The sequence below is a fragment of the Alkalibacter saccharofermentans DSM 14828 genome (assembly GCF_900128885.1).
Taxonomy (GTDB): domain Bacteria; phylum Bacillota; class Clostridia; order Eubacteriales; family Alkalibacteraceae; genus Alkalibacter; species Alkalibacter saccharofermentans.
This window is the reverse complement of record NZ_FQTU01000006.1, coordinates 90,207-115,643: the sequence shown is the minus strand read 5'-3', so window position 1 is coordinate 115,643 and position 25,437 is coordinate 90,207. Positions and strand designations below refer to the sequence as shown.

Annotated in this window: 22 protein-coding genes and 1 other annotated feature; of the genes, 12 read left to right on the top strand and 10 right to left on the bottom strand. The window is 41.3% G+C overall.

The annotated features are described in order from the left end of the window. Positions 1 to 22: 22 nt before the first annotated feature. Positions 23 to 904: an AraC family transcriptional regulator gene (locus BUB93_RS05735; protein ID WP_242945385.1), complete on the top strand. Its 882-nt coding sequence runs from the start codon at positions 23 to 25 to the stop codon at positions 902 to 904. 33 nt (positions 905 to 937) lie between these two features. Here BUB93_RS05735 and BUB93_RS05730 read toward each other — a convergent pair whose 3' ends face one another. The 4 genes from BUB93_RS05730 to uxaC are packed head-to-tail and all read right to left on the bottom strand — an operon-like array spanning position 938 to position 5,104. Next, complete coding sequence (locus tag BUB93_RS05730; protein ID WP_073270132.1) at positions 938 to 1,783, bottom strand: HAD family hydrolase; 846 nt, start codon at positions 1,781 to 1,783, stop codon at positions 938 to 940. Between the two features lie 12 nt (positions 1,784 to 1,795). Next, positions 1,796 to 2,653 (bottom strand): SDR family oxidoreductase, encoded by an 858-nt coding sequence (locus BUB93_RS05725; RefSeq protein WP_073270131.1) that lies wholly within the window; start codon positions 2,651 to 2,653, stop codon positions 1,796 to 1,798. A gap of 1 nt (position 2,654) precedes the next feature. Then, positions 2,655 to 3,713, bottom strand: coding sequence for a mannonate dehydratase (gene uxuA, locus BUB93_RS05720; protein ID WP_073270130.1), 1,059 nt, complete (start codon positions 3,711 to 3,713; stop codon positions 2,655 to 2,657). A 2-nt stretch (positions 3,714 to 3,715) separates the two neighbouring features. Further along, a complete protein-coding gene (gene uxaC / locus BUB93_RS05715) occupies positions 3,716 to 5,104 on the bottom strand; it encodes a glucuronate isomerase (RefSeq protein ID WP_278278375.1) in 1,389 nt (462 codons plus the stop codon). A gap of 238 nt (positions 5,105 to 5,342) precedes the next feature. Here uxaC and BUB93_RS05710 point away from each other — a divergent pair, with 238 nt between their 5' ends. The 4 genes from BUB93_RS05710 to BUB93_RS05695 all read left to right on the top strand — a co-directional run bounded on the left by BUB93_RS05710 (position 5,343) and on the right by BUB93_RS05695 (position 9,954). After that, positions 5,343 to 6,308 carry a bifunctional 4-hydroxy-2-oxoglutarate aldolase/2-dehydro-3-deoxy-phosphogluconate aldolase gene (locus tag BUB93_RS05710; RefSeq protein WP_073270129.1) on the top strand — a complete coding sequence of 322 codons (966 nt, stop codon included), beginning with the start codon at positions 5,343 to 5,345 and terminating at the stop codon, positions 6,306 to 6,308. A 35-nt stretch (positions 6,309 to 6,343) separates the two neighbouring features. Further along, positions 6,344 to 7,366, top strand: coding sequence for a sugar kinase (locus tag BUB93_RS05705; RefSeq protein WP_073270128.1), 1,023 nt, complete (start codon positions 6,344 to 6,346; stop codon positions 7,364 to 7,366). Positions 7,367 to 7,521: 155 nt separating this feature from the next. After that, a complete protein-coding gene (locus tag BUB93_RS05700; RefSeq protein ID WP_073270127.1) occupies positions 7,522 to 8,292 on the top strand; it encodes an IclR family transcriptional regulator in 771 nt (256 codons plus the stop codon). A gap of 201 nt (positions 8,293 to 8,493) precedes the next feature. Beyond that, a complete protein-coding gene (locus BUB93_RS05695; protein WP_073270126.1) occupies positions 8,494 to 9,954 on the top strand; it encodes a DHA2 family efflux MFS transporter permease subunit in 1,461 nt (486 codons plus the stop codon). Positions 9,955 to 10,001: 47 nt separating this feature from the next. Here the strand turns inward: BUB93_RS05695 and BUB93_RS05690 are convergent, their stop codons facing one another. The 4 genes from BUB93_RS05690 to BUB93_RS05675 all read right to left on the bottom strand — a co-directional run bounded on the left by BUB93_RS05690 (position 10,002) and on the right by BUB93_RS05675 (position 13,821). Continuing rightward, the gene (locus BUB93_RS05690) at positions 10,002 to 10,874 is read right to left on the bottom strand and encodes an amidohydrolase family protein (RefSeq protein WP_073270125.1); all 873 of its coding nucleotides are present in this window, start codon (positions 10,872 to 10,874) and stop codon (positions 10,002 to 10,004) included. Positions 10,875 to 10,902: 28 nt separating this feature from the next. After that, positions 10,903 to 12,198 (bottom strand): TRAP transporter large permease, encoded by a 1,296-nt coding sequence (locus BUB93_RS05685; protein WP_073270124.1) that lies wholly within the window; start codon positions 12,196 to 12,198, stop codon positions 10,903 to 10,905. After that, entirely contained in the window at positions 12,198 to 12,689 is a 492-nt protein-coding gene (locus BUB93_RS05680; RefSeq protein WP_073270123.1) for a TRAP transporter small permease, read from the bottom strand. Before BUB93_RS05680 ends, BUB93_RS05685 begins: the two co-directional genes overlap by 1 nt. Positions 12,690 to 12,753: 64 nt before the next feature. Beyond that, positions 12,754 to 13,821, bottom strand: a complete 1,068-nt coding sequence (locus BUB93_RS05675) for a TRAP transporter substrate-binding protein (protein WP_073270122.1) — start codon at positions 13,819 to 13,821, stop codon at positions 12,754 to 12,756. Between the two features lie 200 nt (positions 13,822 to 14,021). Here BUB93_RS05675 and BUB93_RS05670 point away from each other — a divergent pair, with 200 nt between their 5' ends. Beyond that, a complete protein-coding gene (locus BUB93_RS05670) occupies positions 14,022 to 14,930 on the top strand; it encodes an AraC family transcriptional regulator (RefSeq protein ID WP_073270121.1) in 909 nt (302 codons plus the stop codon). Here BUB93_RS05670 and BUB93_RS05665 read toward each other — a convergent pair. Further along, positions 14,927 to 16,168 (bottom strand): AraC family transcriptional regulator, encoded by a 1,242-nt coding sequence (locus BUB93_RS05665; protein WP_073270120.1) that lies wholly within the window; start codon positions 16,166 to 16,168, stop codon positions 14,927 to 14,929. The two genes, BUB93_RS05670 and BUB93_RS05665, sit on opposite strands and share 4 nt — an antisense overlap. A 187-nt stretch (positions 16,169 to 16,355) precedes the next feature. On the opposite strand from BUB93_RS05665, the gene BUB93_RS05660 reads away from it, so the two are divergent. The 4 genes from BUB93_RS05660 to BUB93_RS05650 are packed head-to-tail and all read left to right on the top strand — an operon-like array spanning position 16,356 to position 21,909. Further along, on the top strand, positions 16,356 to 18,620 hold the full coding sequence (locus BUB93_RS05660) for a glycoside hydrolase family 2 protein (RefSeq protein WP_073270119.1): 2,265 nt from the start codon (positions 16,356 to 16,358) through the stop codon (positions 18,618 to 18,620). Positions 18,621 to 18,651: 31 nt separating this feature from the next. After that, positions 18,652 to 20,412: a glycoside hydrolase family 3 protein gene (locus BUB93_RS05655; RefSeq protein WP_073270118.1), complete on the top strand. Its 1,761-nt coding sequence runs from the start codon at positions 18,652 to 18,654 to the stop codon at positions 20,410 to 20,412. Then, the gene (locus tag BUB93_RS11505) at positions 20,412 to 20,540 is read left to right on the top strand and encodes a hypothetical protein (protein ID WP_278278374.1); all 129 of its coding nucleotides are present in this window, start codon (positions 20,412 to 20,414) and stop codon (positions 20,538 to 20,540) included. The genes BUB93_RS05655 and BUB93_RS11505 overlap by 1 nt, the downstream gene beginning before the upstream one ends. Next, positions 20,521 to 21,909 (top strand): ATP-binding protein, encoded by a 1,389-nt coding sequence (locus BUB93_RS05650; RefSeq protein ID WP_073270117.1) that lies wholly within the window; start codon positions 20,521 to 20,523, stop codon positions 21,907 to 21,909. The genes BUB93_RS11505 and BUB93_RS05650 overlap by 20 nt, the downstream gene beginning before the upstream one ends. A 26-nt stretch (positions 21,910 to 21,935) precedes the next feature. Here the strand turns inward: BUB93_RS05650 and BUB93_RS05645 are convergent, their stop codons facing one another. Beyond that, positions 21,936 to 22,883 carry a sugar kinase gene (locus BUB93_RS05645; protein WP_073270116.1) on the bottom strand — a complete coding sequence of 316 codons (948 nt, stop codon included), beginning with the start codon at positions 22,881 to 22,883 and terminating at the stop codon, positions 21,936 to 21,938. 148 nt (positions 22,884 to 23,031) lie between these two features. Further along, positions 23,032 to 23,355: a binding site (T-box leader), on the top strand. Between the two features lie 46 nt (positions 23,356 to 23,401). On the opposite strand from BUB93_RS05645, the gene trpE reads away from it, so the two are divergent. Next, the gene (trpE, locus tag BUB93_RS05640; RefSeq protein ID WP_073270115.1) at positions 23,402 to 24,865 is read left to right on the top strand and encodes an anthranilate synthase component I; all 1,464 of its coding nucleotides are present in this window, start codon (positions 23,402 to 23,404) and stop codon (positions 24,863 to 24,865) included. Continuing rightward, the gene (locus tag BUB93_RS11475; RefSeq protein ID WP_073270114.1) at positions 24,866 to 25,429 is read left to right on the top strand and encodes an anthranilate synthase component II; all 564 of its coding nucleotides are present in this window, start codon (positions 24,866 to 24,868) and stop codon (positions 25,427 to 25,429) included. Positions 25,430 to 25,437 lie beyond the last annotated feature (8 nt).

Here is a 25,437-nt window from a genome sequence, read left to right as displayed (position 1 = left end):
GAACTCTCTGGAGGGACTAGTGATGAGAAAAAACTCAATGAGAACTCACATGAAAAGACAGGAAATGCTAGGCAACGATTTTGAGATCTATCATTACCTAGACAAGACCATAAGAAGCGTAACGCTTCATCATCATGACTTCTATGAAATTTATTACTTGATTTCAGGTGAAGTAGAGTACTACATCGAAGGAAAGATACATCAGCTTAGTCCTGGAGATATTGTTCTGATAAACACAACAGAGCTTCATCAAGCTCGAATTAATGAAAAAGAAAGTGGATATGAGAGGCTGGTCTTGTGGATAAACAAAAATTATCTGCAAGAGCTGTCATCTCGAGAAACTGCATTAACGGACATATTTGAAGATGATAAAAGAAAAAGCGTTGTCAGTTTGGGGTTTCATGATGAAAAAGCAGTGACAGGTATTTTTCAAAAGCTAATAGACTTAGGCAAGTACAATAGGTTGGGATTAGATCTTCTTAAAAAAGCATATGTGACAGAGTTGATGATTAATATCATGAATATCGTTTTTGTAGAAGACCTTAAAAGCAGCACTGAGGCGCAAAAAAGCGCATTGATTGATGAAATGATCTCATTTATAAATGAAAATCTTACGGATGAGCTGACCATGGACATGCTTGCTGAAAAATTTTTTCTAAGCAAATATCACCTTTCAAGAGAGTTCAAAAAGTATACAAATGTTTCAGTATACCAATATATAAAAAAGAAGAGATTGATAAAGGCTAAAGAATATATTTTAAACAGCGAGCCAGTATCAGAAATATACTTAAAGTGTGGATTTGGAGATTATTCAAATTTCTTAAAGGCATTTAAGAATGAATATGGGATGACACCAAAACAGTTTAAAGATAATATGTACAATAATAAAAATGATAGCCCCTAAAAGCATATCTTGGAATGTTTTTAGGGGCTGTTGTTATTTAAGGGAGTCTTCATACTCTTTAATTAGCATTTCTTGATAATCCCCTTTGTACTTTCCGGAAACAAAGGCTTCCAGGGCTTCTTCCTTAAACCTTATCCAGGATTCGGATTCCTTCCCCGGGATTATGGGATAGAAGAAAACGCCGTTGTCTTTTGCTGCCTGTAGATCCCCTGGTGCATCACCAATCATCAAGACTTTTTCTGTGGGGTATTTTCCAGACTCTTTTAATGCGCTGATGCAATAGGACTTGCTACCAGCTTCCTGACCGCAGAGGACTTCTACGAACCGGTTTAAATCGTGCTTTGACCATTCGTGAGCAACCGCATTGGTATTAGCGGAAGACACGATTGCTATGTCAGCATATTCATGTGCAGAGGCTAGCCCTTCCTTAACATTTTCAAAAGGTCTGTCAACATCCCCTAGTGAGTCTATAAGCTCGTTTACCCTGTTGCTCCATTTAAGAGCCTTTTTAAGCTGAGGGTCTTCAGTCTTATGGATTTCTTCTTTTAATGCCGGGTTGGAAAGGGACTTTGCCCCTTCCACCCAACTTTTTATTGAAGAAAAATCTTCAACTTCATAGCCTTTAGCCTGCAAGGCTTCAAAGGACATCACGAGGCCCTTGAACCGGTTGATTCCCCTTGTTTGGGAATATAGGTTTATATGGTTCCACAGATCCAAGAATTCTATTCTTATTTCCTCAATCTTAGGCCAGACATCTATCACGGCAGGACCAAAGCATGCTTGATGCTTTATGTCCATGGTATCTATCGCACATCCGTCAGAATCTACGCATACCAAGAAGTCTTTGCTTTTAATAAAATCAGATATCGCGGTTTTCATGCCCGCACCTCCTTACACTCCCGAGTAGGCTGAAAATCCTCCGTCTACCGGCAGGACGACGCCGTTGACAAAGCCGGATGCCTCTTCAGATGCCAAGAACAATAGTGCTCCTAAAAGTTCTTCCGGCTCTCCGAAACGATCCATTGGAGTAGCGCCAAGGATTTTGTCTGTCCTTGGAGTAGGGGTGCCGTCTTCGTTGTAAAGAAGCGCCTGGTTTTGAGCTGTAACGAAAAACCCTGGAGCTATGGCATTAACCCTTATGCCTACCTTGGACATATGAACTGCGAGCCACTGTGTGAAGTTGGATATGGCTGCCTTTGCTCCCGAATATGCGGGTATCTTTGTCAGTGGAGTAAAGGCGTTCATAGATGAAACGTTGATTATGGAGCAGCCTTTTCTTCCAATCATGTCTTTTGCAAATTCCTGGCATGGAAGCAGAGTTCCCAAGAAGTTAAGATCAAACACAAATCTAATGCCGGCTTCGTCAAGGTCGAAGAAGGTGATAAGGTCTTTGTTTTCTTCAGCAAGATCTTCTTCATAGAGATACTCTTTCGTGGTCGTTCCTTTTGGGTGGTTTCCACCTGCTCCGTTTAGAAGAAGGTCGCACTTTCCAAGCTTTGAAAGGACTTCTTCGTGAGCTGCCTTAAGGCTTTCTTTCTTAAGGACATCTGCCTGTACGCCTATTGCTGTTCCCCCGTCGGCGTTTAACTCGTCAGCTTTCTTTTGCGCAAGCTCGAGATCTCTGTCAAGGACGGCTACTTTGGCGCCAGAAGCGCTAAGTGCTGATGCCCACTGCCCCCCAAGCACTCCGCCGCCGCCTGTTACGACGCATACTTTGTCTTTTAGATTAACGTTTATAGGTAACTTCATATTATTTGCACTCCTTATATGTTTTTTCTAAAGTTTCCCAAATCCCGGCGATGTAAGTAGCGCCGAGGGCTCTGTCGTATAGCCCGTATCCAGGTCTTCCTGTTTCTCCCCAGATCATCCTTCCGTGGTCAGGTCTGATGTAGCCGTCAAATCCGTTTACGTAAAGCTGTCTTATTATCTCTACGATGTCAAGGGAACCGTATCTTGATGGGTGAGCGCTCTCTTCAAAGCTTACTCCATCGTCAAGAAGCTTAACGTTTCTTACGTGCATAAAGTGTATCCTTTTCATTGCTGCGTATTTTCCAATCATCTCAGGGATGTTGTTGAAAGATCCGCTGCCTAAGGAACCTGTACAGAATGTAAGTCCGTTATACTCGCTGTCGTAAAGCTTTAAGAATCTGTCTAGGTTCTTCTCGTTTGTTATGATTCTGGGAAGTCCAAAAATCGGGTATGGTGGATCGTCAGGGTGGATTGCCATCTTGACTCCGGATTCTTCGGCAACCGGTATGATCTCCTTTAGGAAATACTCAAGATTGTTCCAAAGATCTTCCTCGTCGATTTTGTCATACTGGGCAAAAATTTCAGCAAGGCTTTCTTTTGTGTAGCTTGAATCCCATCCCGGAAGAGAGAGCTCTCCTGTCAAGGGATCCATCTTTTCTACGTGCTCTTTGTAGTAAACAAGGGCTGTAGAACCGTCTTCTAGAACCTTGTTAAGCTCTGTCCTTGTCCAGTCGAATACAGGCATGAAGTTGTAGCAAATTACCTTAACCCCTGATTTGCCAAGGTTTCTGATGTTTTCCTTGTAGTTTTCAATGTATTTATCTCTTGTCGGAAGACCCAGCTTTATATCCTCGTGAACAGGAACGCTTTCTATAACGTCAAAGTTAAGTCCGTTTTCTGCTACAGTTTTTTGAAGCTTTTTAATGTTGTCCACCGGCCAGATTTCACCTACCGGAACGTCGTAGATTGCTGTAACGATTGAATCCATCGTTGGGATCTGTCTGATATACTCGATTTTTACCGGGTCATCGTACCCGTACCATCTGAATGAAAGTTTCATTTTTACTCAACTCCTAAATAATTTTTAATATTTTTATAGCAAATTCCTTCTACTATCTGTCCCAAGATCTTATCATTGTCTTCAAATTCCCCTTCTTCAACGAGAGTGCCGATGAAGTCGCAGAGGATCCTTCTAAAATAGTCGTGTCTTACATAGGACAAAAAGCTTCGTGAATCAGTAAGCATTCCGATAAAGTCTGCAAGCATGCCCTGGTTTCCAAGGGAGGCAAAGTGCTTGTAGAATCCGTCCTTGTGGTCATTGAACCACCATGGTGCACCAAACTGGATTTTTCCCGGGGTGCCTTCTTCAGAAAAACAGTGGGGCAGAGTGCTTAAAACCAGGTTGTCCTTGTCGTTTAAAGTGTATAATACGATCTTTGGCATCGCACCAAATCTGTTAAAGCTCTTTAGCATGTCTGAGAGTGGAAGAGCCACCGGAAAATCGTTCATGACGTCAAAACCGCTGTCAGGACCAGTTTTTTCTAGCATTTTTTCATTGTTGTTTCTTAGAGCCCCAATGTGTATCTGCATGACCCAGTTTTTTTGGCTGTATGCATTTGACAAGAAGATTAGAGTCTGGTTTTTGAACTTCTCCCCTTCCTCTGCAGATATCGTTTCTCCCGAGACAGCTTTTTTAAATATACCATCCACTTCAGCGTCTGTTTGTGTAGTAGATGCCAGGCTTTCCAAAGAGTGATCGGAAAGAAGGCAGCCAGCTTCTGCAAAGTAATCCACCCTGTTTTTAAGAGCGTCTTTTAAAGAAGCGAATGAATCAATTTTCATCCCAGCAGCTTTCTCAAGGCCTGATATATAGTCCTTATATCCTGAGTCCGCTAGTTTAAAAACCTTGTCCGGTCTGAAAGTGGGAAGGACTTTGAAGGACAGGCCTTTTTTAGCAAGCTTTTTATGATACTCCAAACCATCTATGGGATCGTCGGTAGTACATATAAGCTTGACGTTTGATGCTTCTATCATTTTAACCGGTGAGAGGGACTCGCTTTTTATTACCTTGTTGCAGTAATTGTATATTTCGGTGCTGTTGTCCTCATTTAATATGTCTTCAATTCCAAAGTAGGCTTCAAGCTCCATGTTGGCCCAGTGATATAGGGGACTTCCTATTAGCCTGCCGCATACTTTGGCCCAAGCGTTGAATTTATCCAGTGGGTCAGAGTCGCCGGTAACAAGGTCTTCAGAAACTCCGGCAAAGCGCATGGCTCTCCACTTGTAATGGTCATGATCCAGCCAGATGGAGGATATATTTTCGAAGGGTGAATCTTCGTATATCTCCTTGGCCGAAAGGTGGCAATGGTAATCGTATACAGGCGCGTTTTTGGCATATTTGTCATATAGCCTGACGGCTGTATCGTTTTTTAACATAAAATTTTCTATCAAATTTTTTCCTCCTTTTGAGAATTAGGTGGCTGCAATGTTTCTTGGTTTCATGTTATCAAAGTCGCTGCCGGCATGATATGTTATTGTTGCTTTAAAACTTGCAAAAAGTGCTATCTTAATTTCGGGCACCAAAATAAAATCTTTTATGATTGACTTCTTGAAAGCAAGGTTTTATAATGGATACAGAGAAATAAGAAACGGTGTTTTGCAATGTGAAACGATAATGGAGGTCGAATTTATGAACGAAGTGCTAAAAAAAATACAACAAATCGGGATAGTGCCCGTAGTCAAGCTTGACAGAGTGGAAGATGCCCTACCTTTGGCAAAGGCATTAATCGAAGGTGGACTGCCATGTGCAGAAGTTACTTTCCGTACAGCAGCAGCCAAGGATTCCATAAAAGCAATGTCAGATGCTTATCCCCAGATGCTTATAGGCGCGGGGACAGTGCTTACAAAAGAGCAGGTTGACGATGCCATCGAAGCAGGAGCTACATTTATTGTAAGCCCGGGATTAAACCCTGAGATAGTCAAGTACTGCATAGAAAAGAACATCCTCGTAGTACCGGGATGCGCAAACCCAAGCAACGTAGAGCAGGCTCTTTCATTGGGACTAGATGTAGTCAAGTTTTTCCCGGCTGAAGCGGCTGGCGGCTTGGCGATGATAAAGGCTATGGCGGCGGCTTATGTTAACGTTAAGTTTATGCCAACTGGCGGAGTGAACGAGAAGAACCTTAAGAGCTACCTGGATTTCCCTAAAATCGTTGCTTGTGGCGGAAGCTGGATGGTAAGCGCCGATTTAATAAATGCAGGTAAATTCGACGAGATCAAGACTATAACAAGAAAAGCTGTAAATGAGATGCTTGGTTTTGAGCTTGGGCACATAGGAATAAACGGTAGCGACGAAGCTGAAGCGGAAAGAATAGCATCTAAATTTGAGCTTTTATTCGGATTTGAAAAGAAAGCTGGAAACAGCTCTGTTTTTGCGGCAGATTATATTGAAGTGATGAAAAAGCCTTACCTTGGAGAAAAAGGACATATTGCGATAAAGACAAACTACATTGATAGAGCGGTAGCATACCTGGAGTCAAACGGTTTTGAATTTGACATGGATACAGCAAAACTAGACGGAAAAGGCAATCTTGTTGCAGTATATATGAAGGACGATTTTGGAGGCTTTGCCCTTCACTTGGTACAAAAGAAATAAAAAAATATTAAAATTATATATAGGAGGAATTTTTAATGAAAAAAGCAGTTACTTTTGGCGAAATTATGCTGAGACTTGCTCCGGAAGGATACTATAGATTTATCCAGGCTGAAACATTTGGAGCTACATACGGTGGAGGAGAAGCAAATGTTGCAGTATCTCTTGCAAACTACGGAATAGATGCAAGCTTTGTAACAAAGCTACCTAAGCACGAAATAGGACAGGCGGCAGTGAACTCGCTAAGAAGATATGGTGTAGATACAAAATCGATAACAAGAGGTGGAGACCGTGTCGGCATCTACTTCCTTGAAAAAGGCGCAAGCCAAAGACCTTCAAAAGTAGTTTATGACAGAGCGGGCTCTTCAATTGCCACTGCGACAAAAGAAGACTTTAACTGGGACGAAATCTTTGAAGGCGTAGAATGGTTCCACTTTACAGGCATCACACCTGCGTTGGGAGACAACGTAGCAGAAATCTGCATGGAGGCATGCAAGGCTGCAAAAGAAAGAAACATTACCATAAGCTGTGACCTTAACTACAGAAACAAGCTGTGGTCTAAGCAAAAGGCGGGGGAAGTAATGGGAGAGCTTTGCAAATACGTGGACGTGTGCATAGCAAATGAAGAAGATGCAAGCGATGTATTTGGAATCAAAGCTGCAAACACAGATATCACTGCGGGAAAAGTAGATCACGAAGGATACAAGGATGTTGCCAAGCAGCTATCTGACAGGTTTGGATTCAGCAAGGTAGCCATCACGTTGAGAGGATCAATATCAGCAAGCGACAACAACTGGGCTGCAATGATGTATGACGGAAAAGAATACTACTTCAGCAAAGGCTATAAAATGCATATCGTAGACAGAGTAGGCGGAGGGGATAGCTTTGGTGCAGGGCTTATCTATTCTACGATGATGGGCTATGAGCCACAAGACATCATAGAGTATGCAACAGCGGCCAGCTGCTTAAAGCACACTATAGAAGGTGACTTCAACCAGGTTGGTGTTGATGAAGTCAAGAAACTTGCCGGTGGAGATGCGTCGGGAAGAGTTCAAAGGTAATAGACATTTAAGCCGTTTGAGTAAAATCAGACGGTTTTTTTATTGAAAAGAGACATATAATTGCGTTTTGTATTGTGGAATCAAGCTCCAAAGTGTATACTTCTATATGATAAATATTTTGCATCGGAAAGAAAATGCTGGACTGGAGGAAAATCATGAGCGAAAAAAACCCCGTTCAATCGGCGGGAAGGATATTTTCAGTACTGGAGCTTTTAGCCCAGGCAGGGCCAATGGGGGTTACAGAGCTTTCAAAGAGCCTGGAGCTTAATAAAAGCACGGTTCACAGGCTTTTAGCATCTTTAATAGCCATGGATTACGTTAAAAAGGAAATAGATTCGGATAAATACAGACTGACATTCAAGATACTTGGTTTGGGAGAGGCTCTTTTAGACAAAGTGGATATAGTATCGGTTGCGAAACCGTACCTGCAGGATCTTGTTCAAGCCAGTGGTGAAACTGTTCATCTTGTTCAACGGGAAGGAACGGATATGGTATATATAGACAAGGTTGAATCACAGGTGAGCTCTGTTAGGATGGTATCGAGGATAGGTGTTGGAAAGCCTCTATATTGCACGGCCGTAGGAAAGGCCATGCTCGCCGAGCTCGATGACTTGGAAGTAAAAAAAATATGGGATGACAGCAAGATCGAAAAACTCACACCAAAGACGATAGTTGATTTTGAGGAGTTCGTAAAAGAGCTAAACGACATAAGACAAAAAGGCTACGCTCTTGACAATGAAGAAAATGAGATTGGGGTTAGGTGCATAGCGGCCTGCATAAAGAACTACAAGGGAAAAGCTGAAAATGCATTTAGCATATCCGCGCCTATAATCAGGATGAGCGATGAGAGGATTGAGGAACTGGCAGCTGAAGTAATAAAAATGAAAGAAGAGCTCTCAAAAGCCTTTGGGTACAAGGGAAATTAGAGTAAGATATTATAATATATGAGCAGCGACCACAATAGGTCTGCTGCTCTTATATGTTTAATATATGATTTTGAAGATACATATGGGGTCAAACATAGCAACAATTGCAATATTTTAAGCAATTAAGACATATTTATTCCAACATGTTCGTGGTAGAATTGAACAAGAGTAATTCAATTTGCATATTATCAGGAGGATTTGATGGATAAAAGTGAAAAGTATGCTCCTTTGATGTCGGTGGTATTTTTAGGAGCTTTTTTGGCTGCCTTGGGATCTACCACAATTAGCATCGCAATACCTGTATTGACACAGGAGTTTGATGCAAGTCTTGACTTGGTCAAATGGACCATGTCCGGGTTCATGCTTGCCATGGGTACTGTAGCGCCCCTAACAGGATACTTAGGGGAAAAGCTCAGCTACAGAAGGCTGTATATATTGACACTCATATGCTTGCTTGTCGTTTCTGTGCTTATAGTATTCTCTTGGGATATATACTCTTTGATAATATTTAGGGTCCTTCAAGGTATATTCAGCGGCATACTGGCCCCGGCTTCAGTTGCATTGATATATCAAATGCTTGAACCAAAACGTCAGGCAAATGCACTTAGTACTTGGACACTTGCTGCTATGCTTGCTCCGGCTATTGGCCCAACCTTAGGCGGTTGGCTGATTTCTTACTTTAGCTGGCAGTCTATATTTGTAATAAATATACCCACAGGAGCCATTGCGCTGGTTCTGGCATTTAAGCATCTTCCTCATGAGCAGGTTTCCAGGGACAAATCATTTGATTTGGCCGGGTTTATAACAAGCATTGCAGGGACGCTTCCTTTACTTATTGCATTTAGCTCGATTTCTCAGTGGGGAATCATCTCCGCCAAATTTATGAGTTTTATTCTCATAGGAATTCTGTTTCTGGCAGTGTTTTTTTACAGGGAATCCAAGATTGAGGCTCCGATGCTTGACGTGAATCTGTTTAAAAATAAAGTATTTACTATAAGCATAATAATAAGCTGCGTAATTAGTATATCAATATATGCGGGTGCTATACTGATTCCTGTGTTTTTGCAGACTGTACAGGAATTGTCCCCCGTTGATGCCGGTATGATACTCTTTCCATCTTCTCTGATCATGGCTTTATCTATGCCGTTTGTGGGAAAGGCCTACGATAGGGTGGATCCTTACAAGCTAATAGTGGCTGGAGCTCTTGTAATAGCGTTGGGAACCTGGCAGATGGGAAGACTAAGCCTTGAGACTAGCAAGATGTACGTAACGTTTTGGATGACGGTTAGAAACCTAGGAATATCCCTGTCGGCCATGCCTGCCATGAACTTGGGGATGCAGGTAGTGCCCGCTATGTTGTCGGGACATGCATCGGCTATAAACAACTGGACGAGACAGGCGGTAGGGGCTTTTGCCTTAGGTATATTTGGGTCTATGCTAACATCAAGGACTTTGGCAAACATGGAATCTGTTATTGTAGAAGGAGGGGAAGCTGTTGTTGCATACTCTCAAGCTACGGTTTTGAGCATAAACGAGATAAACATAATAGCGACTTTACTGATGGTTCTTGGACTGCCTTTAGCATTTATGATGAAAAAAGGACTGTCGAGCAATAAAGAGACGAGATCGGAAGAAGGCAAGGAAGCAAGAAACATTATATAAATAGACTATAAAAGCGGCATCCATGGGGATTGCCGCTTTTATAGTTTTTAGTAATTTAGATTAAACACCCTTTGAGCATTTTTAAAACAGATCTTCTCATAAGCATCCTTGGATATTTTACTCTTTTCCAGAGCTTCATCCAAAAAGCTTCCTAAGGGGAAGTGCATATCCGTATTTACCATATCTGTGCCGAACATCAGCTGATCCTGAAACCTTTCAAGGAAAGCATAGCCAAACTCAGGATCTCGAATTATTGCGTTTCCGCCGCTGTTGGCAGATAGATCTCCATAGAGGTTTGGGTATTTTTCCAAAAGCTCCGGAAGCCTGCCGCCAGGCTTTACTTGTCCGGTAGGATACTCGTTTCGAGTCTCATAGTCCATAGGCATGTCTCCCCCTATTTCATACCAAAAGGGCTGAGAATGCCCGACTATAGTTAGCTTAGGAAACTTTATCAATGCCTTTTCCAAGAGAGGAAGACCAGGTTTGTCAACTATTCCGTAATTAAAGCCGGGCTTTGGGCTCATGTGAAAGAGAAAAGGAAGCTCAAGTTCTTGGCAAGCAGACAAGACAGCTTCGACTTTAGGGTCGTCTATCCTATAGTTAGCGGTAAACTCTCCTACGCCTTTGGCATTTAAAGCCTTATAATGGGTAAGCCTCTCTACGAGATCCTTTTGATTTGTTACATCTATGTTGCACAGCCAGGAAAAGGTTTCAGGGTATTTGTGGGCTAGAGCGCAAGCGTCGATGTTTTGGCTGAAATGACCGGAATTTTCTCCGCCGGAAAGAATCAATCCATGATCTATATCGTTGTCTTCCATGTACTGTTTCATGGTTTTTCCATCTGCAAAGTAGTAAGGTTCAAAAAATCCATCCAGTCCGTCATAAGCCACATGAAGATGTATGTCTATCTTTTTATTCATTAAATCACTCCTAAGGATAATATTATGGTCACGAAATCAAGTTAGGCAATGTCATGACGATTGCAGGGAAAAATGTTATTACAATAAGGGTTACTCCCATTATTATAAAAAATGGTATAAGAGTTACGTACATTCGTTCCAGCTTCACTCCGGATATCAAATGACCTACCATAAGAGCTCCTCCTACAGGTGGAGTCATCATTCCGATAGCCAGGTTGAAGATCATTATGATTCCAAAATGGACGGGATCGACCCCTATGCTCATGGCGATAGGCAAGAATATCGGCGTCGTTATGATAAGAATTGAACCCATGTCCATGATCATTCCTAAAAGTATTAAAATCAGGTTGATTATAAGCATTATTACTACAGGGTTTTCGGTAAAGTTATATATAAGCCCTGAAAGCATTTGTGGGACCCTTAAAAAAGCTATGATGAAGCCGAAGCTTGCAGAAACCCCCATGACGATAAGCAATCTGGAGACAGTGATTACGCACCTGCCTAAAAGATCCCAAAAACGCTTGGGTGTCATGTCCCTATAGATAAATGTAGTTACGAACAGCGCCCATAAGATAGCTATTGCAGCTGATTCAGTAGCGGTGAAGACCCCTGTAGTGGCACCAACGATGATGATTACCAAGGTCATAAGTCCCCAAAAAGAAGAGAAAAAGGTTTTTACCAATTTAATAAAGTTAAATGGTTCGCCTTTAGGATAGCCTCTTTTGATCGCACAGTAAAAAGAATAAATCATAAGGACAAGTGCCAACAGCAGCCCGGGAACTATGCCTGCAAGAAAAAGCTTGCTGACCGATGCCACGCCTCCTGCAGCCATTGCGTAGATTATCATATTGTGGCTTGGAGGGATCATAAGTCCTTGCTGAGCACTGGTTATGGTAATGTTGGTGGCGAATTCTTCGTCATACCCCTGTTTTTTCATCATAGGTATGAGCACAGTTCCCAAAGAAGATATGTCGGCCAGTGGAGAACCGGAAATTCCGCCAAAAAAAGTACTGGCAGCTATATTTACCATGGCCATGCCTCCCCGGACCCATCCAATCAAAGCTTCAACAAATTCTATGATCTTTTCCGATAGGCTGCCGTCAGACAAGACCTCTCCGGCGATGATGAATAGAGGTATCGCAAGCATGCCGTAAGAGCGTATCGTAGCAAGGCCCCTTGTTATCACTATTGATAGGGGTAATTCCAAGTACAGCATGGTGCACACGCTGGCAATCAGTATCGAAAATAAGATTTCCATGCGCATGAAGAGCAAAAATAAAAAAATGCCTAAGAGCATCAATATGCCAATAGTTTGAGTATCCATCAATTTGCCTCCTTGTGCTTCAAACGATTTTTAAATTTTTTATAATACTTTTCAAACTTTACGACCAAGAACAATCCGTAGCCTGCAGGCATAGCTGCATATGCAAAGGCTTCTGAAATCTTCAGACCCATATAATTAATGTCCGTAGTATTTGCAGTAGCTACAACAGCGTAGTAAAGAAGTGCTGCAGACACTGCTGTAATTAAGATGTCGTATATTACTTCCTGAACGGATAAGAACTTTGTAGATACGTACTTGTCAATGATCGTAATCTTGATATGAAGGTCGTTTCTAAGAGCATCAGCGCCGCTTAGCATTCCAAGCCAAACAAGTGCCAGCAAAACCAGCTCTTCCCCCCAGATAGGAGTCTTGTTGAGTAAGTAGCGACCGAACACGACCACCCACATAACTATGAAGATAGTGAGCAATAAGAGACGGCATACGACGTTTATGATTTTGAAGAGACGATCGATTCCCTTTTCGATGGACATACTAAAACCTCCTGTTGAATTTACAAAAATTTTGCCTTGCACTTTTAGGTGCAAGGCAATGTCATTATCTAAGTGCGCGGATTTCTTCGATTAAATCCAAGTAGTCTGCTGCAAATTTTTCATACATTGGCTGAACCATTTCAAAAATTTCTTCTTTTTCTTCTTCGGTAAGCTCAATGATTTTGACGCCTTCTTCTATAAGTCTTGCTTTAATGTTTTCTTCGTCAGTCTGGTTTTGCTCTCTGTTGTAATCACTGGCCACTTGGGCGGCTTCCATAAAGATTTCTTTTTCAGTATCGCTTAAGTCGTTCCAAAGCTTTTCACTTACTGCTAAAAACCCGCCTGCAAATATATGTCCGTCTTCAAGTATGTATGGCGCGACTTCGTTTAAAAGGCTTGCCTGATATCCGGAATAAGGATTTTCTGCTCCGTCTACTACGCCTGTAGATAATGCTCCGTAAACCTCAGGCCATGCGATAGGAGTAGCTGATCCACCGAAAGTTTCAACGAGGTTTACATAAATGTCTGATGGTTGAACTCTTATTTTTCTACCTGCAAGATCGTGGTAAGAGTCCATGTCGCTTGTAGTAAAGAAGTGACGGGCACCTTCTTCTATGTAGCTTAATGCTACCAGTCCCCAACCTTGAGAATTGATGTCATCTAAAACTTCCTGTCCAAGGTCTGAATCAGCAAAGTTCCAGAAGTGATCCCTGTCGGCTATCATGTATGGAAGTCCAAAAACGCTTCCTTTTTTGTATCCGTAGTAATCCATAAGTTCAAGCTGCCCTCTGGCAGAATCGACTATGCCGTCTGAGAACATGTCTCTGATATGGGTTCCGCCTGTTTCGATTTCACCGCTTAGGTACTTTACGTGGGTGATCTTTCCGCCGCTTAGCTCTTCAATGGTTTCGGCAAATTTAATCTGAGTACGACCCATGATGTGATTTTCGCCCATTCTGTCTACAATTGAGATTTGTCTGTTTTCTACTTCTTCTAGGTTGTAGCTTCCCTCGTAAGAACCCTGGTCTCCATTATCCTGAGTGTCGTTAGATGAACCACCGCATCCTGTAAATGTTCCGGTTAGCATTAAGCCGATAAGGCCAATTGCCAATAGTTTTTTGTTGATTTTCATGTTCTTCTTCTCCCCTTTATATGTGTAATCGAGTTCATGGTTATGATTATAGTACGGAGCAAGAGCAGAATCATTGCAAAAAAAGCTTAGAACCTTGCATATATTGACTTTTTGATAAGAAAAATATATTCTGTTATACGGAACGTTATTTTGCTGTAAGGAACTAAGCGGATAAAAACCAGCTTAGAAGAGATTTGTTATTGAAAGGTTGGATAAAGCAGATGAATAATCCACAAGAATTTCCATTATACAATAAACCAATTCCAAAAATATACGTTGAGGAAGGTTTGAATTTGCTGTATTTTTCTGATGAAAAGCCAGGCAGCTTCTTTCTCCACAGTCACGATTTTATAGAGGTGATGTTCGTGCTTGAGGGCAAGATATCCATATCTGCAGAAGGTGCAAGGTATCCGGTGGACAAAGGAAGCATAGTCATCGTGCCCAAAGGTCTTTTACACTGCACGATCGTAGAGGAGCAGAGCTTAAAGTATGAGCGATTCGTGCTGCATATAGACCCAAAATATATAGAGAGCATAATCGGAAATTACAAGATAGAGTCAAATCGTTTTGATTTTTTAAATGAACCCTGTGTTCGTGAATGCAGTCAAGAGAGCAGATGGAGGCTTAGGGGTTTATTGGATAGGATCTTCTATGCCGGCGAGCGAAAGGAAGAAGTGGGGCGAGCCCTTCTTCAGTGCCATACAATGGAGCTTATGATAACTTTTTTAGATATCATGAACAGGGACAAAAGATCTAGAATTGCAATGAAAAATCCTGAGGTAGGGCAGATAATAGAGTATATAAATAAAAATTTTACAGACCCGGCACTAGATATGAGCATCATAACGTCCCAGGTATATCTGAGCCCGGGATATATAGCAAGACTTTTTAAGGAGTATACAGGAACTACAATCTATAATTTTCTTATGCAAAAGAGGCTTGATCATGCCAAAGAGCTTATAAAAGAAGGGTGGATGGTAACTCATGCCTGCATGGAGTGCGGATTTACCGATTATACCTCGTTTTTAAAGGCCTTTAAAAAGGCTTACAGGATAACGCCTAAGGAATACCAAAAAAAACACCGACCCCAAAACGCCACTGAACACTAGGTTTCAGTGGCGTTTTTAGTCTTTGCATATTGTGATGGGGTAATTTGAGTCATCTTTTTAAAGACCCTGGTGAAGTAGTTTAGATCGTTAAAGCCTACTATAAAAGCGACGTCTGTAATTGACATGTCATTTTGTTCAAGTAGAAGCTTGGCTTCTTTAATCCTCTGCAGGTTTATGTATTCAGTTACGGTGTGTCCTGTTTCTGCCTTGAACTTTCTCGATAGGTGAGAAGGGTTTGCCGGTATGGTATCGGCAATTTCGGTTAAATTAAGGCTGCTTTCAAGGTTTAGGTTTATATAGTCTATAGCTTGTCTTACAATAGGACTGTAGCCGGAAGTAGAATGGCTTTGTACCAGTTCGCAGTATTCGATGGGTATGATCTCGGAGAGCTGCTTTAAAAAAGGCAGATTTGGGGCCTTTTCAATCATGATCGCAAACTTTTCCGACAGGTTGTGAATGTATATTGGATTGACTCCCCCTTTTCTGGCAGCCGTACGGCAAAGGGTGTTTAAAACAAATAGCAGGTTCTTAAATGAGCGAGTAGGGTCGTTTGGAATCCTGTCCGGAATCGAGAAAAAAATTGCTGATTTTTTATTTAAATCTTTAACTTTATCCAAATCTCCCATGGTGATTGAGTCAAGGAATCGCTTTTCGTGTTCATACCGAGCCTCTACTATTGCATTATTCTCCTCCACTTTATCCTTCAGTGCTTCTACGGTTTTAAATGGCGTTGAAACATCAGCTATTGCCACCTTGGGAGGCGAGGCTTCTTTAGCGGTCATATTGGAAACAGCATAAGAAAGAGCGTTTATGTCGTTGTTGCTAAGTACTGATAGTGATTGATAAAACTGCCGGAGAGCATTTCTTTCGCTAACCGGAAATTTGTTCTTATATATTATATCGCTTATAAAGCTTAAATCTGGAATCAATGATAGAAATGGACCGACAACTAAAAAACCGGCCAAAGCGCCTTGGTGGTAGTAGCCTGAAGCAACGTATTCTAACCGAAATGAGTTTATGTAGTAGCAACAGATATCTCTTTCGGAGATTAAGGATCTTTTCATGTGCTCCAAGTCAATGTTGTCTAAACTGAGAGCTTCTGGAATTGCCCCCCCTACTTGAAATACGGCAAGATCAAAATCCATGTCATAAAAACGAACATCTATTTTTGAGACTGAATGCAGGGAATTTACCAGTCCTTGCAAGGATGTGTTTAAGCTATTGTCTTTAATATCCATAATATCACCTGAGTTCTTTTCTTTATTAATATCACAAATAATCCATGAATGCAATACAAATGCTAATTGCGGCAATATTGTATGATAAAACTTCATTTCTGTATAATATAATAACCTTAAAAGATGCAACCGCTTACAGCGCCTTGGAAATGCCAAGCATAAGCGGCAAAATCAAAGGAGTGGTAAAATGCGTAGAAAAATTCAAATGAATGATGGTTGGGAGTTTGTTAGAGAAGGACAAAAGCCTGTTAAAGTATCGATTCCTCATACGTGGAATGCAATAGACGGAGCAAATGGCTTTGATTACTACAAGGGTGAATGTATATACAAAAAAGATTTTTTTATTGAAAAGTCAGATGAAGCCAACAGCGTTTTTCTTGAATTTGAAGGATCTAACAGCGTAACGGATGTGTATGTCAACGGAAGGCATTTGGGACAGCATAGAGGAGGATACTCTACATTTAGATTTGACGTTACAAAGACTCTGAAATTTGGAGAGATGAATGATTTAGAGGTTAGGGTAGACAATACCGTATTTGACGATGTTTATCCTCAAATGGCTGACTTTACCTTCTACGGTGGATTATACAGAGATGTAAATCTGGTAATTACAAACCCCATTCATTTTGATTTAATGGATTACGGTTCACAGGGGATATATATAATCCAAAAGAATGTCACGGATGAAGTTGCAGAGCTTGAGGTAAGGACTAGGATTTCAAATGACAGCGATGAAGACAAAAAGGTAAGGATTTGGATAGACATAAATGACGCAGATGGTCAAAAGGTTATATATGGAGCAAAAGAAGTCATCTTATCTCCTAAGGAGACTAAAACAGAGAGTCTAGATATAAAGATAGAAAAACCAAAGCTTTGGGATGGTAAAAAAGACGCTCATATGTATAAAGGCGTTTGCTCTTTGACAGCTTATAACGATACCATAGATAGCTTGGAGATACCATTTGGAACTAGGTATTTTCATGTGGATGCTGAAAAAGGATTTTTCTTAAATGGCAAGCATCTGCCTTTAAACGGCGTTTCAAGGCATCAGGACAGAAAGGACATGGGCTGGGCCATAACAAGTAAAGAGCAGGATGAGGACATGGCTCTTATAAAAGAGGTTGGAGCAACCTCCATAAGGCTTGCCCACTATCAGCATAACCAATACTTTTACGATTTGTGCGACAGAGAAGGCATGATCGTATGGGCAGAGATTCCCTTTATATCTATCATGTCTAAAACAGAGACTGAAGGGATCAACCCTAAGCTGCAGCTTAAAGAGCTCATAAGGCAAAATTTCAACCACCCTTCAATAATGTTCTGGGGTGTGCAAAACGAGATACAAATAGGTGGGGACAGGCCGGAAGTCAGAAAAGTGGTAAAAGAGCTTAATGAAATTGCCAAGGCCGAGGATCCAACTAGGCTTACTACCATGGCTAATGTAATGTTCGTAGAGGATGAAGATGAGTATAACTTCATCACCGACACTGTGGGCTACAACAAATATTACGGGTGGTATACGGGAAAGACTGAAGATTTTGGACCATGGATTGATGAGTTTCACAAGAAAAATCCAGGAGTAAAGCTTGGAATCTCAGAATACGGGTCTGAAGGGATCATCCAGTACCACAACGATGACCCAAAAGTAAAAGACTACAGCGAGGAATACCATGCCCTCTACCATGAGACAGTTTGGAAGATTTTTAAAGATAGGCCTTTTCTATGGTCTACTTACGTTTGGAACATGTTTGACTTCGGAGCAAACATAAGAGACGAAGGCGGGGTAAAGGGAAGAAACAACAAAGGGTTAGTTACCTATGACAGAAAGATAAAAAAAGATGCCTTCTATCTTTACAAAGCTTATTGGTCTGAAGAAAAGTTCGTTCATATAGCAGGCAAAAGATACGTGGACAGACCCGGAAGAAAGATGGATGTAAAGGTATATTCAAACTGCGACAAGGTAAGCCTTGCCTTTAACGGAGTAGAGATTTCCTTTGATGAAAAAGACGAAAAGATCTTTATATTTAAAAACATTGAGCTAAAAGACGGATATAACATAATAAAGGCAGTAGCTGTTGAGGGTGAAAACAAATATACAGACACTGGGGTGTTTAACAGAGTTGACAGCATAAATGAAAGCTACCAAGCGCCGGAGCAATCGGGTGGAGTAGTTGCAAATTGGTTTGAGACCCCGAATCTTGATGATGTGGAAATCGAAGATATCGAAATAAGCGATGCCTTCTACTCTACGAACTGTTCCTTTGGTGAGCTCTTTGAAAATCCTGAAACCAAAAAGATAATGGATAGGTTTTTCCCGGGATTTGAAGATCATCCGATGTTTGGGATGGCTCAGGGAATGAAAATCGATCAGATAGCAGAAATGGCACCTGAAAAATTTGATGATAAGCTTCTGTATTCGCTAAATAAAGAGCTAATAAAGATAAAAAAATAAAAGCATACATATGTTTTAGGAGGATTACTTAATGGTAGATTTAAAGGCAAAACCGTACAACTTAAAGGACGAGGACATAAAATGGGTAAATGAGACAATTGCGTCCATGACTGATGAAGAAAAGATAGGGCAGCTATTTGTTAACATGGGCTCCAGCAGAGATGAAGATTACCTTAAGGAAATGGTAACTAAATATCACATAGGAGCAGTTAGATACAACCCCGGCAAAGCTGAAGAAGTATACGAACAGAATAGGGTACTGCAGGAGAACAGCAAGATTCCTCTGCTCATCGCTGCAAATACAGAGTCTGGAGGCAACGGAGCATGCACAGACGGAACATACGTTGGAGTAGAGGTGAAGATCGCAGCCACAAACGATTCTAAATACGCTTACGAGCTGGGAAGAGTCTCGGGAGTGGAAGCGGCGGCAATTGGCTGCAACTGGAGCTTTGCCCCAATCGTTGATATCAACCGAAACTGGAGAAATCCGATTATTTCATCCAGGACGTTTTGCGATGACCCAGATAAGACATTAGAGCTTGCTCTTGAATACATGAAGGGAATAAGAGAAAGTGGAATCGCCCCAGCTGCAAAGCATTTCCCTGGCGACGGAATAGACGAAAGGGATCAGCACCTCTCCTTTAGCGTAAATTCCCTTTCAACAGAAGAGTGGGACGAGACTTTCGGCAAAGTATATTCAGGGCTCTTTGAAGCGGGGATACCTTCCATAATGGCAGGGCATATCTCCCTTCCAAGCTACGTAAGGCACTTCAATCCGGATGCTACCTTGCAGGAAGCTATGATGCCTGCAACTTTAAGCAAGTACATACTGATAGACTTGTTAAGAGGCAAGATGGGCTTTAACGGCCTTGTAGTTACAGATGCCAGCCACATGGTCGCCCTTACCGGATCCATGAGGAGAAAAGACATGGTGCCGGCTGCAATAGCTGCAGGAAATGATCTATTCTTATTCTTTAACGATCCGGACGAAGATTTCAGATGGATGATGGAAGGGTATAAAAACGGAGTCATAACTGAAGAGAGGCTAAACGAAGCATTGACAAGGATACTTGGCACAAAGGCGACACTTGGGCTTCACAAAAAAGACAAGAAAGAAATCTTGCCTCCAAAAGAACAAGCCATGGCAAGGATAGGACTTGAAGAAAACAAAAAGCCGGCCATAGAGGTGGCTGACAAGGCGATAACTCTGGTTAAAAACAATCAGGAGATATTCCCGATTTCTGCAGAAAACCATAAAAGAGTGCTCCTTGTAGATGTCAAAGGCACCGAAGGAGGATTTGGAAAGCTCATCGGTTCAAGCGGTCCCAGCGCCTTAGAGATAATGAAGGGCATCCTTGAAGAGGAAGGTTTTGAAGTGACTGTTTGGGAATCCCCCACGGAAAAGATAATGAAGCTTCCGGAAGAAGAGATGAAAAAGGCGATTGGGAAGGTTTATGCTCAAAAGAGACCTATATCAGACCTTACCGACAACTATGACCTTGTAATAAACATAGCAAGCGTAAACCCAAATACCGATCAAAGGATCCAATGGCCTGCAAGCAAGGGGACCCCGGACATACCTTTTTATGTCAACGAGCTTCCAACTATATTTATATCGGTGCAGTGTCCGTTCCACCTGGCAGATGTTCCACAGGTTAAGACTTATATAAACGCCTATGACAACAAGGATTATACTATCAAAGCCCTTGTAGATAAGATGATGGGCAGAAGCGAGTTTATGGGAGTAAGCCCGGTAGATGCCTTCTGCGGGTTTGAAGATACGAGGTTTTAATGATTGAAAAAATGTCCTTCAATACGAAGGGCATTTTTATTATACCGCCAATTATTATACTTGAAATTATAATAATTGGTGGTATAATAATTTCAAGAGGTGGTAGGAGTGAAAAAGTTTGTAAATAGGGAAGAAGAGCTACGATTTTTAAATGAGGAGTATAACCGCAAAGGCTCATCATTGGTTGTTCTTTATGGAAGAAGAAGAGTTGGAAAGACTGAACTGGCATCACGATTTATAGACGGAAAGAACGCTATGTATTTTCTTGTCACAGAAGAAAGTGAAACGCAGAACCGCAAAGCCTTTCAGGAGGCAGTGGCGGATTTTTGCGACAATTTTTTACTAAAAGATGCAATTGTGAACGATTGGGCGATATTATTTAAAGTGCTTCTTGAAAAAACTAAAAATGAAAAAATGGTACTGATAATCGATGAGTTTCAGTACTTGGGCAAGTCAAATCCAGCATTTCCGTCCGTATTTCAAAAAATATGGGATACCCTATTAAAAGAAGAGAATATAATGGTCATACTCAGCGGATCGCTCATAACATTAATGGAAAGCCAGACGCTTAGTTATAGCAGCCCCCTATACGGAAGAAGGACGGGCCAGATTAAGTTAAAGCAGATTTCATTTTCATCCTATGGAGAATTTTATCCTACAAAAAGCTATAAGGATTTGATTGAATATTATTCAATCACCGGTGGGGTACCAAAGTATATAGAATTGTTTTATGATGATAAAGATATATATTCCGCAATAAATAAAAACATACTTTCAAAACAAAGTTTTCTTTACGATGAACCCAATTTTTTATTGCAGCGTGAGGTGACAGAGGTAGGGAGCTACTTTTCGGTAATCAAGGCAATCGCTGCAGGAAATCAAAAGCTATCGAGGATAGCGGCAAACCTTGGATTAAAACAGACCGGACTGACGAAGTATTTAAAAACTTTGATAGACCTTGATATATTGAAAAGAGAAGTGCCGATAACAGAAGATAATCCTGAAAAAAGCAAAAAGGGCCTATACAAAATAAAGGACAATTTTATTCTTTTCTGGTTTAAGTTTATATATCCGAATCTAAGCTTTATAGAGTCTGGAAATTCAGAACTAGCCATGAATAAGATAAAGAAAAACTTAAGAGATGGACATATTAGCTCCATTTACGAAGATATCTGCATCGAAACGATGTGGAAGCTTAATAAAGAGAGCGGATGGGGCTTCGCTTTTGATAAAGTCGGCAGATGGTGGAACAATAACGAAGAAATAGACATAGTTGCCTTTGAAAAAGACGGAGATGACATAATATTTGGTGAGTGCAAATACTGGGAAGGAAAAGTGGGGATTAATGTTCTTCTAAGCCTTGAAGAGAAAGCAAAAGCAGTCGAGTGGAACAAAAATCATAGAAAAGAGCATTTTATTCTGTTTTCCATCAATGGTTTTACAGATGAACTTGTAGAATTGTCTAAGAAGAGAAAGGATATACTGCTGAGCAGATAAAAAAGCCCTTTCGGGCTTTTTCTCTTTTATCTGTCTATATGTTTAGCCTTGCCTGTAAATTCCATCAGCTGCTGCCATGTGGGGAGCCCTTCCATATCTCCGCTTACAAGGGTCGCCATGGCTCCGACGCCATTTGCATATTCAGCACATTCAAAGAGCTTAAGTTCCCTGATGACGCCAGATAAAAATCCTGCTGCGAATCCGTCGCCGGCGCCTACGGTATCCTCAACTTTTTCAACCTTATATCCTGGAACAAAGTGGGATTCTTCCTTATTGGAGACGTAGCACCCGTCTTTGCCAAGCTTTACGGCAACTGTAGAGCATCCCATTTCGATGAATGCTTTTGCAATTCCTTCCGGATCTTTTAGTCCAATCAGAAGCTCCGCTTCATCCACGCCGGGAAGGATGATATCGCTGAGTCTTGCCACTTCCAAAATTACAGGGACTGCCTCCTCGAGTGGCCAAAGCTTAAGACGGATATTCGGGTCGAATGATATCAAAACCCCGTTATCCTTTGCGATTTTGATAGCCTTGAATACGGATTTGCGCATTTTCTCTGAAAGAGCCAAGCTGATTCCTGTGATATGAAGAATCTTTGCATTTTTTATATACTCTTCATTTAATTCTTCAGGCATAAGATTGCTAGCTGCAGAATGCTTTCTATAGTAGTATACGTTTGGGTTCACGTGGGAAAAACGCTCCTTGAAGAGTATCCCTGTAGGATTTTTAATATCCGTTACAACATTTGAGACGTCTACGCCTTCTCCTCTGATTACAGAAAGTATGTATCTTCCGAACTCGTCATTTCCAAGCTTTGAAAACCAGCCGACCTTATGACCTAAGCGGGACAGCCCTATAGCCACATTTGACTCTGCACCAGCCAGGCTCTTTCTAAAATTGTTCACATAACGCAGTGGTCCCGTCAAATCAGGGTTGAAAAGAACCATGCTCTCGCCAAAAGTTATTAAATCCATTTTTTACACTCCTTATCAAAACGTTCCATAATACAAAACAACGTATCACAATGTGTAACCTAATTGTAACCCATATCGGAGAGGAATTCAAGATACTTGGTTAATTTTATTGACAAATCCACCAAAAATGATGTATATTTATTAAAAGATAAATTCTGTGACGGGAAAGAGTAGGACAAACTGCAAAGATTTTAGCGAACTGGGGATGGTGAAAGCCCGGAATCGAAGCGTTGTCTGAATGGATCCCCGAGAAGCTAGGCGAAATGAAAAGAGTAGCTGAAGCCGTTGGTCTTACGTTACAAGGACAGGGTATCGATCAAATGTTTTGAATCCGTACCTGGTAGAGAAAGATGATAATAATATCATTAGGTGGCATAACGAGCTTATACGCTTCGTCCTAATATGGGCGAAGCGTTTTTTGATATAATTATCTTCTAAATCAAGGTGGCACCGCGATAATATCGCCCTTACTGGATTGTTCAGTGAGGGTTTTTTGTTTATAAAAAGGAGGAATTTAAATGTTATTTCCATCAATTGAAGAGTACAACAAAATAAAAGATACACATAACGTAATACCTTTTGTAAAGCAAATCGAAGGGGATACGGAAACCCCTATAAGCATATTTAAAAAGCTTTGCAAAAAGGATGAGAAGTCTTTTTTGCTTGAAAGCGTAGAGGGGGGAAGCAAGTGGGGAAGGTATTCATATATCGGAAGAAATCCCTACGGAGAAATCTTATCGCGTGATGGAGAGACAAATGTGATAACCGAAGGAGGAAAGGTTCGCTATGAAGGAAAGAGCCTGGATGCCCTTAGAAATTATTTTGGCGAGATTGCTTATCCAGAGATTGATTTGCCTTTTATTCCCGAATTTCCGGGAGGAGCAGTGGGGTACGTATCATACGACCTAATAAGGGAAATAGAGAAATTGCCACAAGAAAATCCGGATTATATGAATGTTCCCGACGTTCATCTGATGATAATGAAGGAAATCATCATTTACGACCACATGAAGCAAAAGATATTTATCGTGTTCAATCAGTTCGACTGTGAGACTCCATACGATGTGACAAAAAATATGATAGACAAAATAGAGCATGAGATACGCTTGGCTGTAATTAAGCAAGATGAGAATAATAGCGGATCAGTTGCGGAATTTGAAAGCAACGAGACACTTGAAGCTTTCTCGCAAAAGGTCATAAAAGCCAAAGACTACATTAGGAAGGGAGACATATTCCAGGTAGTGCTTTCCCAAAGACTCAAGGCAAAGACTGATCTTGATCCATTCAAAGCCTACAGGAAGCTTAGAAGCGTCAATCCTTCGCCATATCTTTATTATATGAACTTTAAAGAATACAGCGTCGTTGGATCTTCACCTGAGCTTTTGGTAAAGGTTGCTAAAGGAGTTGTCGAAACATGTCCGATAGCAGGGACAAGGAGAAGGGGAAAGACAGAAAAAGAAGATGGGATGCTTGCAAAGGACCTTCTAGCTGATGAAAAGGAAAGAGCGGAGCATCTGATGCTTCTTGACTTGGCAAGAAATGATATCGGAAAGGTATCGGAGTTTGGGTCGGTAAAAGTTACCCAGTTCATGGACGTACAAAAGTACTCTCACGTAATGCATATCGTATCGAACGTGGCAGGAAAAATAAAAAAAGAGCAGGATATGTTCCACGCGCTAAAGGCATGCATTCCAGCCGGTACTTTGTCAGGAGCCCCGAAAGTAAGGGCGATGGAAATAATCGAAGAGCTTGAAGAAACCCGCAGGGGCATATACGGAGGCGGAGTTGGCTATTTTGGGTTCAACGGCAATATGGATACATGCATAACCATAAGAACGATAATATTTAAAGACGGAGAAGCCATAGTCCAGGCAGGAGCGGGAATAGTGGCAGACTCTGTGCCAGAAAGCGAATACTACGAATGCATGAACAAGGCACAGGCGCTGGTAGATACCATAAAAAGCGCAGAGGAGGCTAAATAAATGATAGTGATAATAGACAATTACGATTCTTTTACATACAACCTTTATCAGTATATAGGAGAGATCGATCCTAACATAAAGGTCATCAGAAATGATGAAACTACTATAGAAGAGCTACTAAAGCTAGCTCCTCGGCATATAGTTATATCTCCGGGGCCGGGTTATCCCAAGGAAGCGGGGATTTCAGAGGAAGTAATAGAGACTTTCGGCAAGGAAACCCCGGTACTTGGGGTATGCCTAGGCCATCAGGCAATAGCAGAAGTATTTGGGGGCAAGATCATAGAAAACGATGAGATGTTCCATGGAAAGACTTCCCTAGTAGACCATGACGGCAAGGAAATTTTCGAAGGGATTGAAAATCCCGTCACGGTGATGCGGTACCACTCCCTTACTGTAGAGGAAGAAAGCCTGCCAGGGTGTCTAAATGTGACAGCAAAAACCCGCAAAGGCGAGATTATGGCCATTAGTCACAAAGATTACCCGATATACGGAGTACAGTTTCATCCGGAGTCGATAATGACCCAGAATGGGAAAAAGATGCTGGAAAATTTTCTAAAAATGTAGGAGTGATA

Bases quoted from the DNA above. Each gene is read 5' to 3' on its own strand.
- trpE (WP_073270115.1), top strand. From the start codon at position 23,402: ATGTTATTTCCATCAATTGAAGAGTACAACAAAATAAAAGATACACAT.
- BUB93_RS05645 (WP_073270116.1), bottom strand. From the start codon at position 22,883: ATGGATTTAATAACTTTTGGCGAGAGCATGGTTCTTTTCAACCCTGAT.
- BUB93_RS05725 (WP_073270131.1), bottom strand. From the start codon at position 2,653: ATGAAGTTACCTATAAACGTTAATCTAAAAGACAAAGTATGCGTCGTA.
- BUB93_RS05665 (WP_073270120.1), bottom strand. From the start codon at position 16,168: ATGGATATTAAAGACAATAGCTTAAACACATCCTTGCAAGGACTGGTA.
- BUB93_RS05730 (WP_073270132.1), bottom strand. From the start codon at position 1,783: ATGAAAACCGCGATATCTGATTTTATTAAAAGCAAAGACTTCTTGGTA.
- BUB93_RS05680 (WP_073270123.1), bottom strand. From the start codon at position 12,689: ATGTCCATCGAAAAGGGAATCGATCGTCTCTTCAAAATCATAAACGTC.
- BUB93_RS05655 (WP_073270118.1), top strand. From the start codon at position 18,652: ATGGTAGATTTAAAGGCAAAACCGTACAACTTAAAGGACGAGGACATA.
- BUB93_RS05660 (WP_073270119.1), top strand. From the start codon at position 16,356: ATGCGTAGAAAAATTCAAATGAATGATGGTTGGGAGTTTGTTAGAGAA.
- BUB93_RS05705 (WP_073270128.1), top strand. From the start codon at position 6,344: ATGAAAAAAGCAGTTACTTTTGGCGAAATTATGCTGAGACTTGCTCCG.
- uxuA (WP_073270130.1), bottom strand. From the start codon at position 3,713: ATGAAACTTTCATTCAGATGGTACGGGTACGATGACCCGGTAAAAATC.
- BUB93_RS05675 (WP_073270122.1), bottom strand. From the start codon at position 13,821: ATGAAAATCAACAAAAAACTATTGGCAATTGGCCTTATCGGCTTAATG.
- BUB93_RS05700 (WP_073270127.1), top strand. From the start codon at position 7,522: ATGAGCGAAAAAAACCCCGTTCAATCGGCGGGAAGGATATTTTCAGTA.
- BUB93_RS11475 (WP_073270114.1), top strand. From the start codon at position 24,866: ATGATAGTGATAATAGACAATTACGATTCTTTTACATACAACCTTTAT.
- BUB93_RS05690 (WP_073270125.1), bottom strand. From the start codon at position 10,874: ATGAATAAAAAGATAGACATACATCTTCATGTGGCTTATGACGGACTG.
- BUB93_RS05695 (WP_073270126.1), top strand. From the start codon at position 8,494: ATGGATAAAAGTGAAAAGTATGCTCCTTTGATGTCGGTGGTATTTTTA.
- BUB93_RS05710 (WP_073270129.1), top strand. From the start codon at position 5,343: ATGAACGAAGTGCTAAAAAAAATACAACAAATCGGGATAGTGCCCGTA.
- BUB93_RS05685 (WP_073270124.1), bottom strand. From the start codon at position 12,198: ATGGATACTCAAACTATTGGCATATTGATGCTCTTAGGCATTTTTTTA.
- BUB93_RS05735 (WP_242945385.1), top strand. From the start codon at position 23: ATGAGAAAAAACTCAATGAGAACTCACATGAAAAGACAGGAAATGCTA.
- BUB93_RS11505 (WP_278278374.1), top strand. From the start codon at position 20,412: ATGATTGAAAAAATGTCCTTCAATACGAAGGGCATTTTTATTATACCG.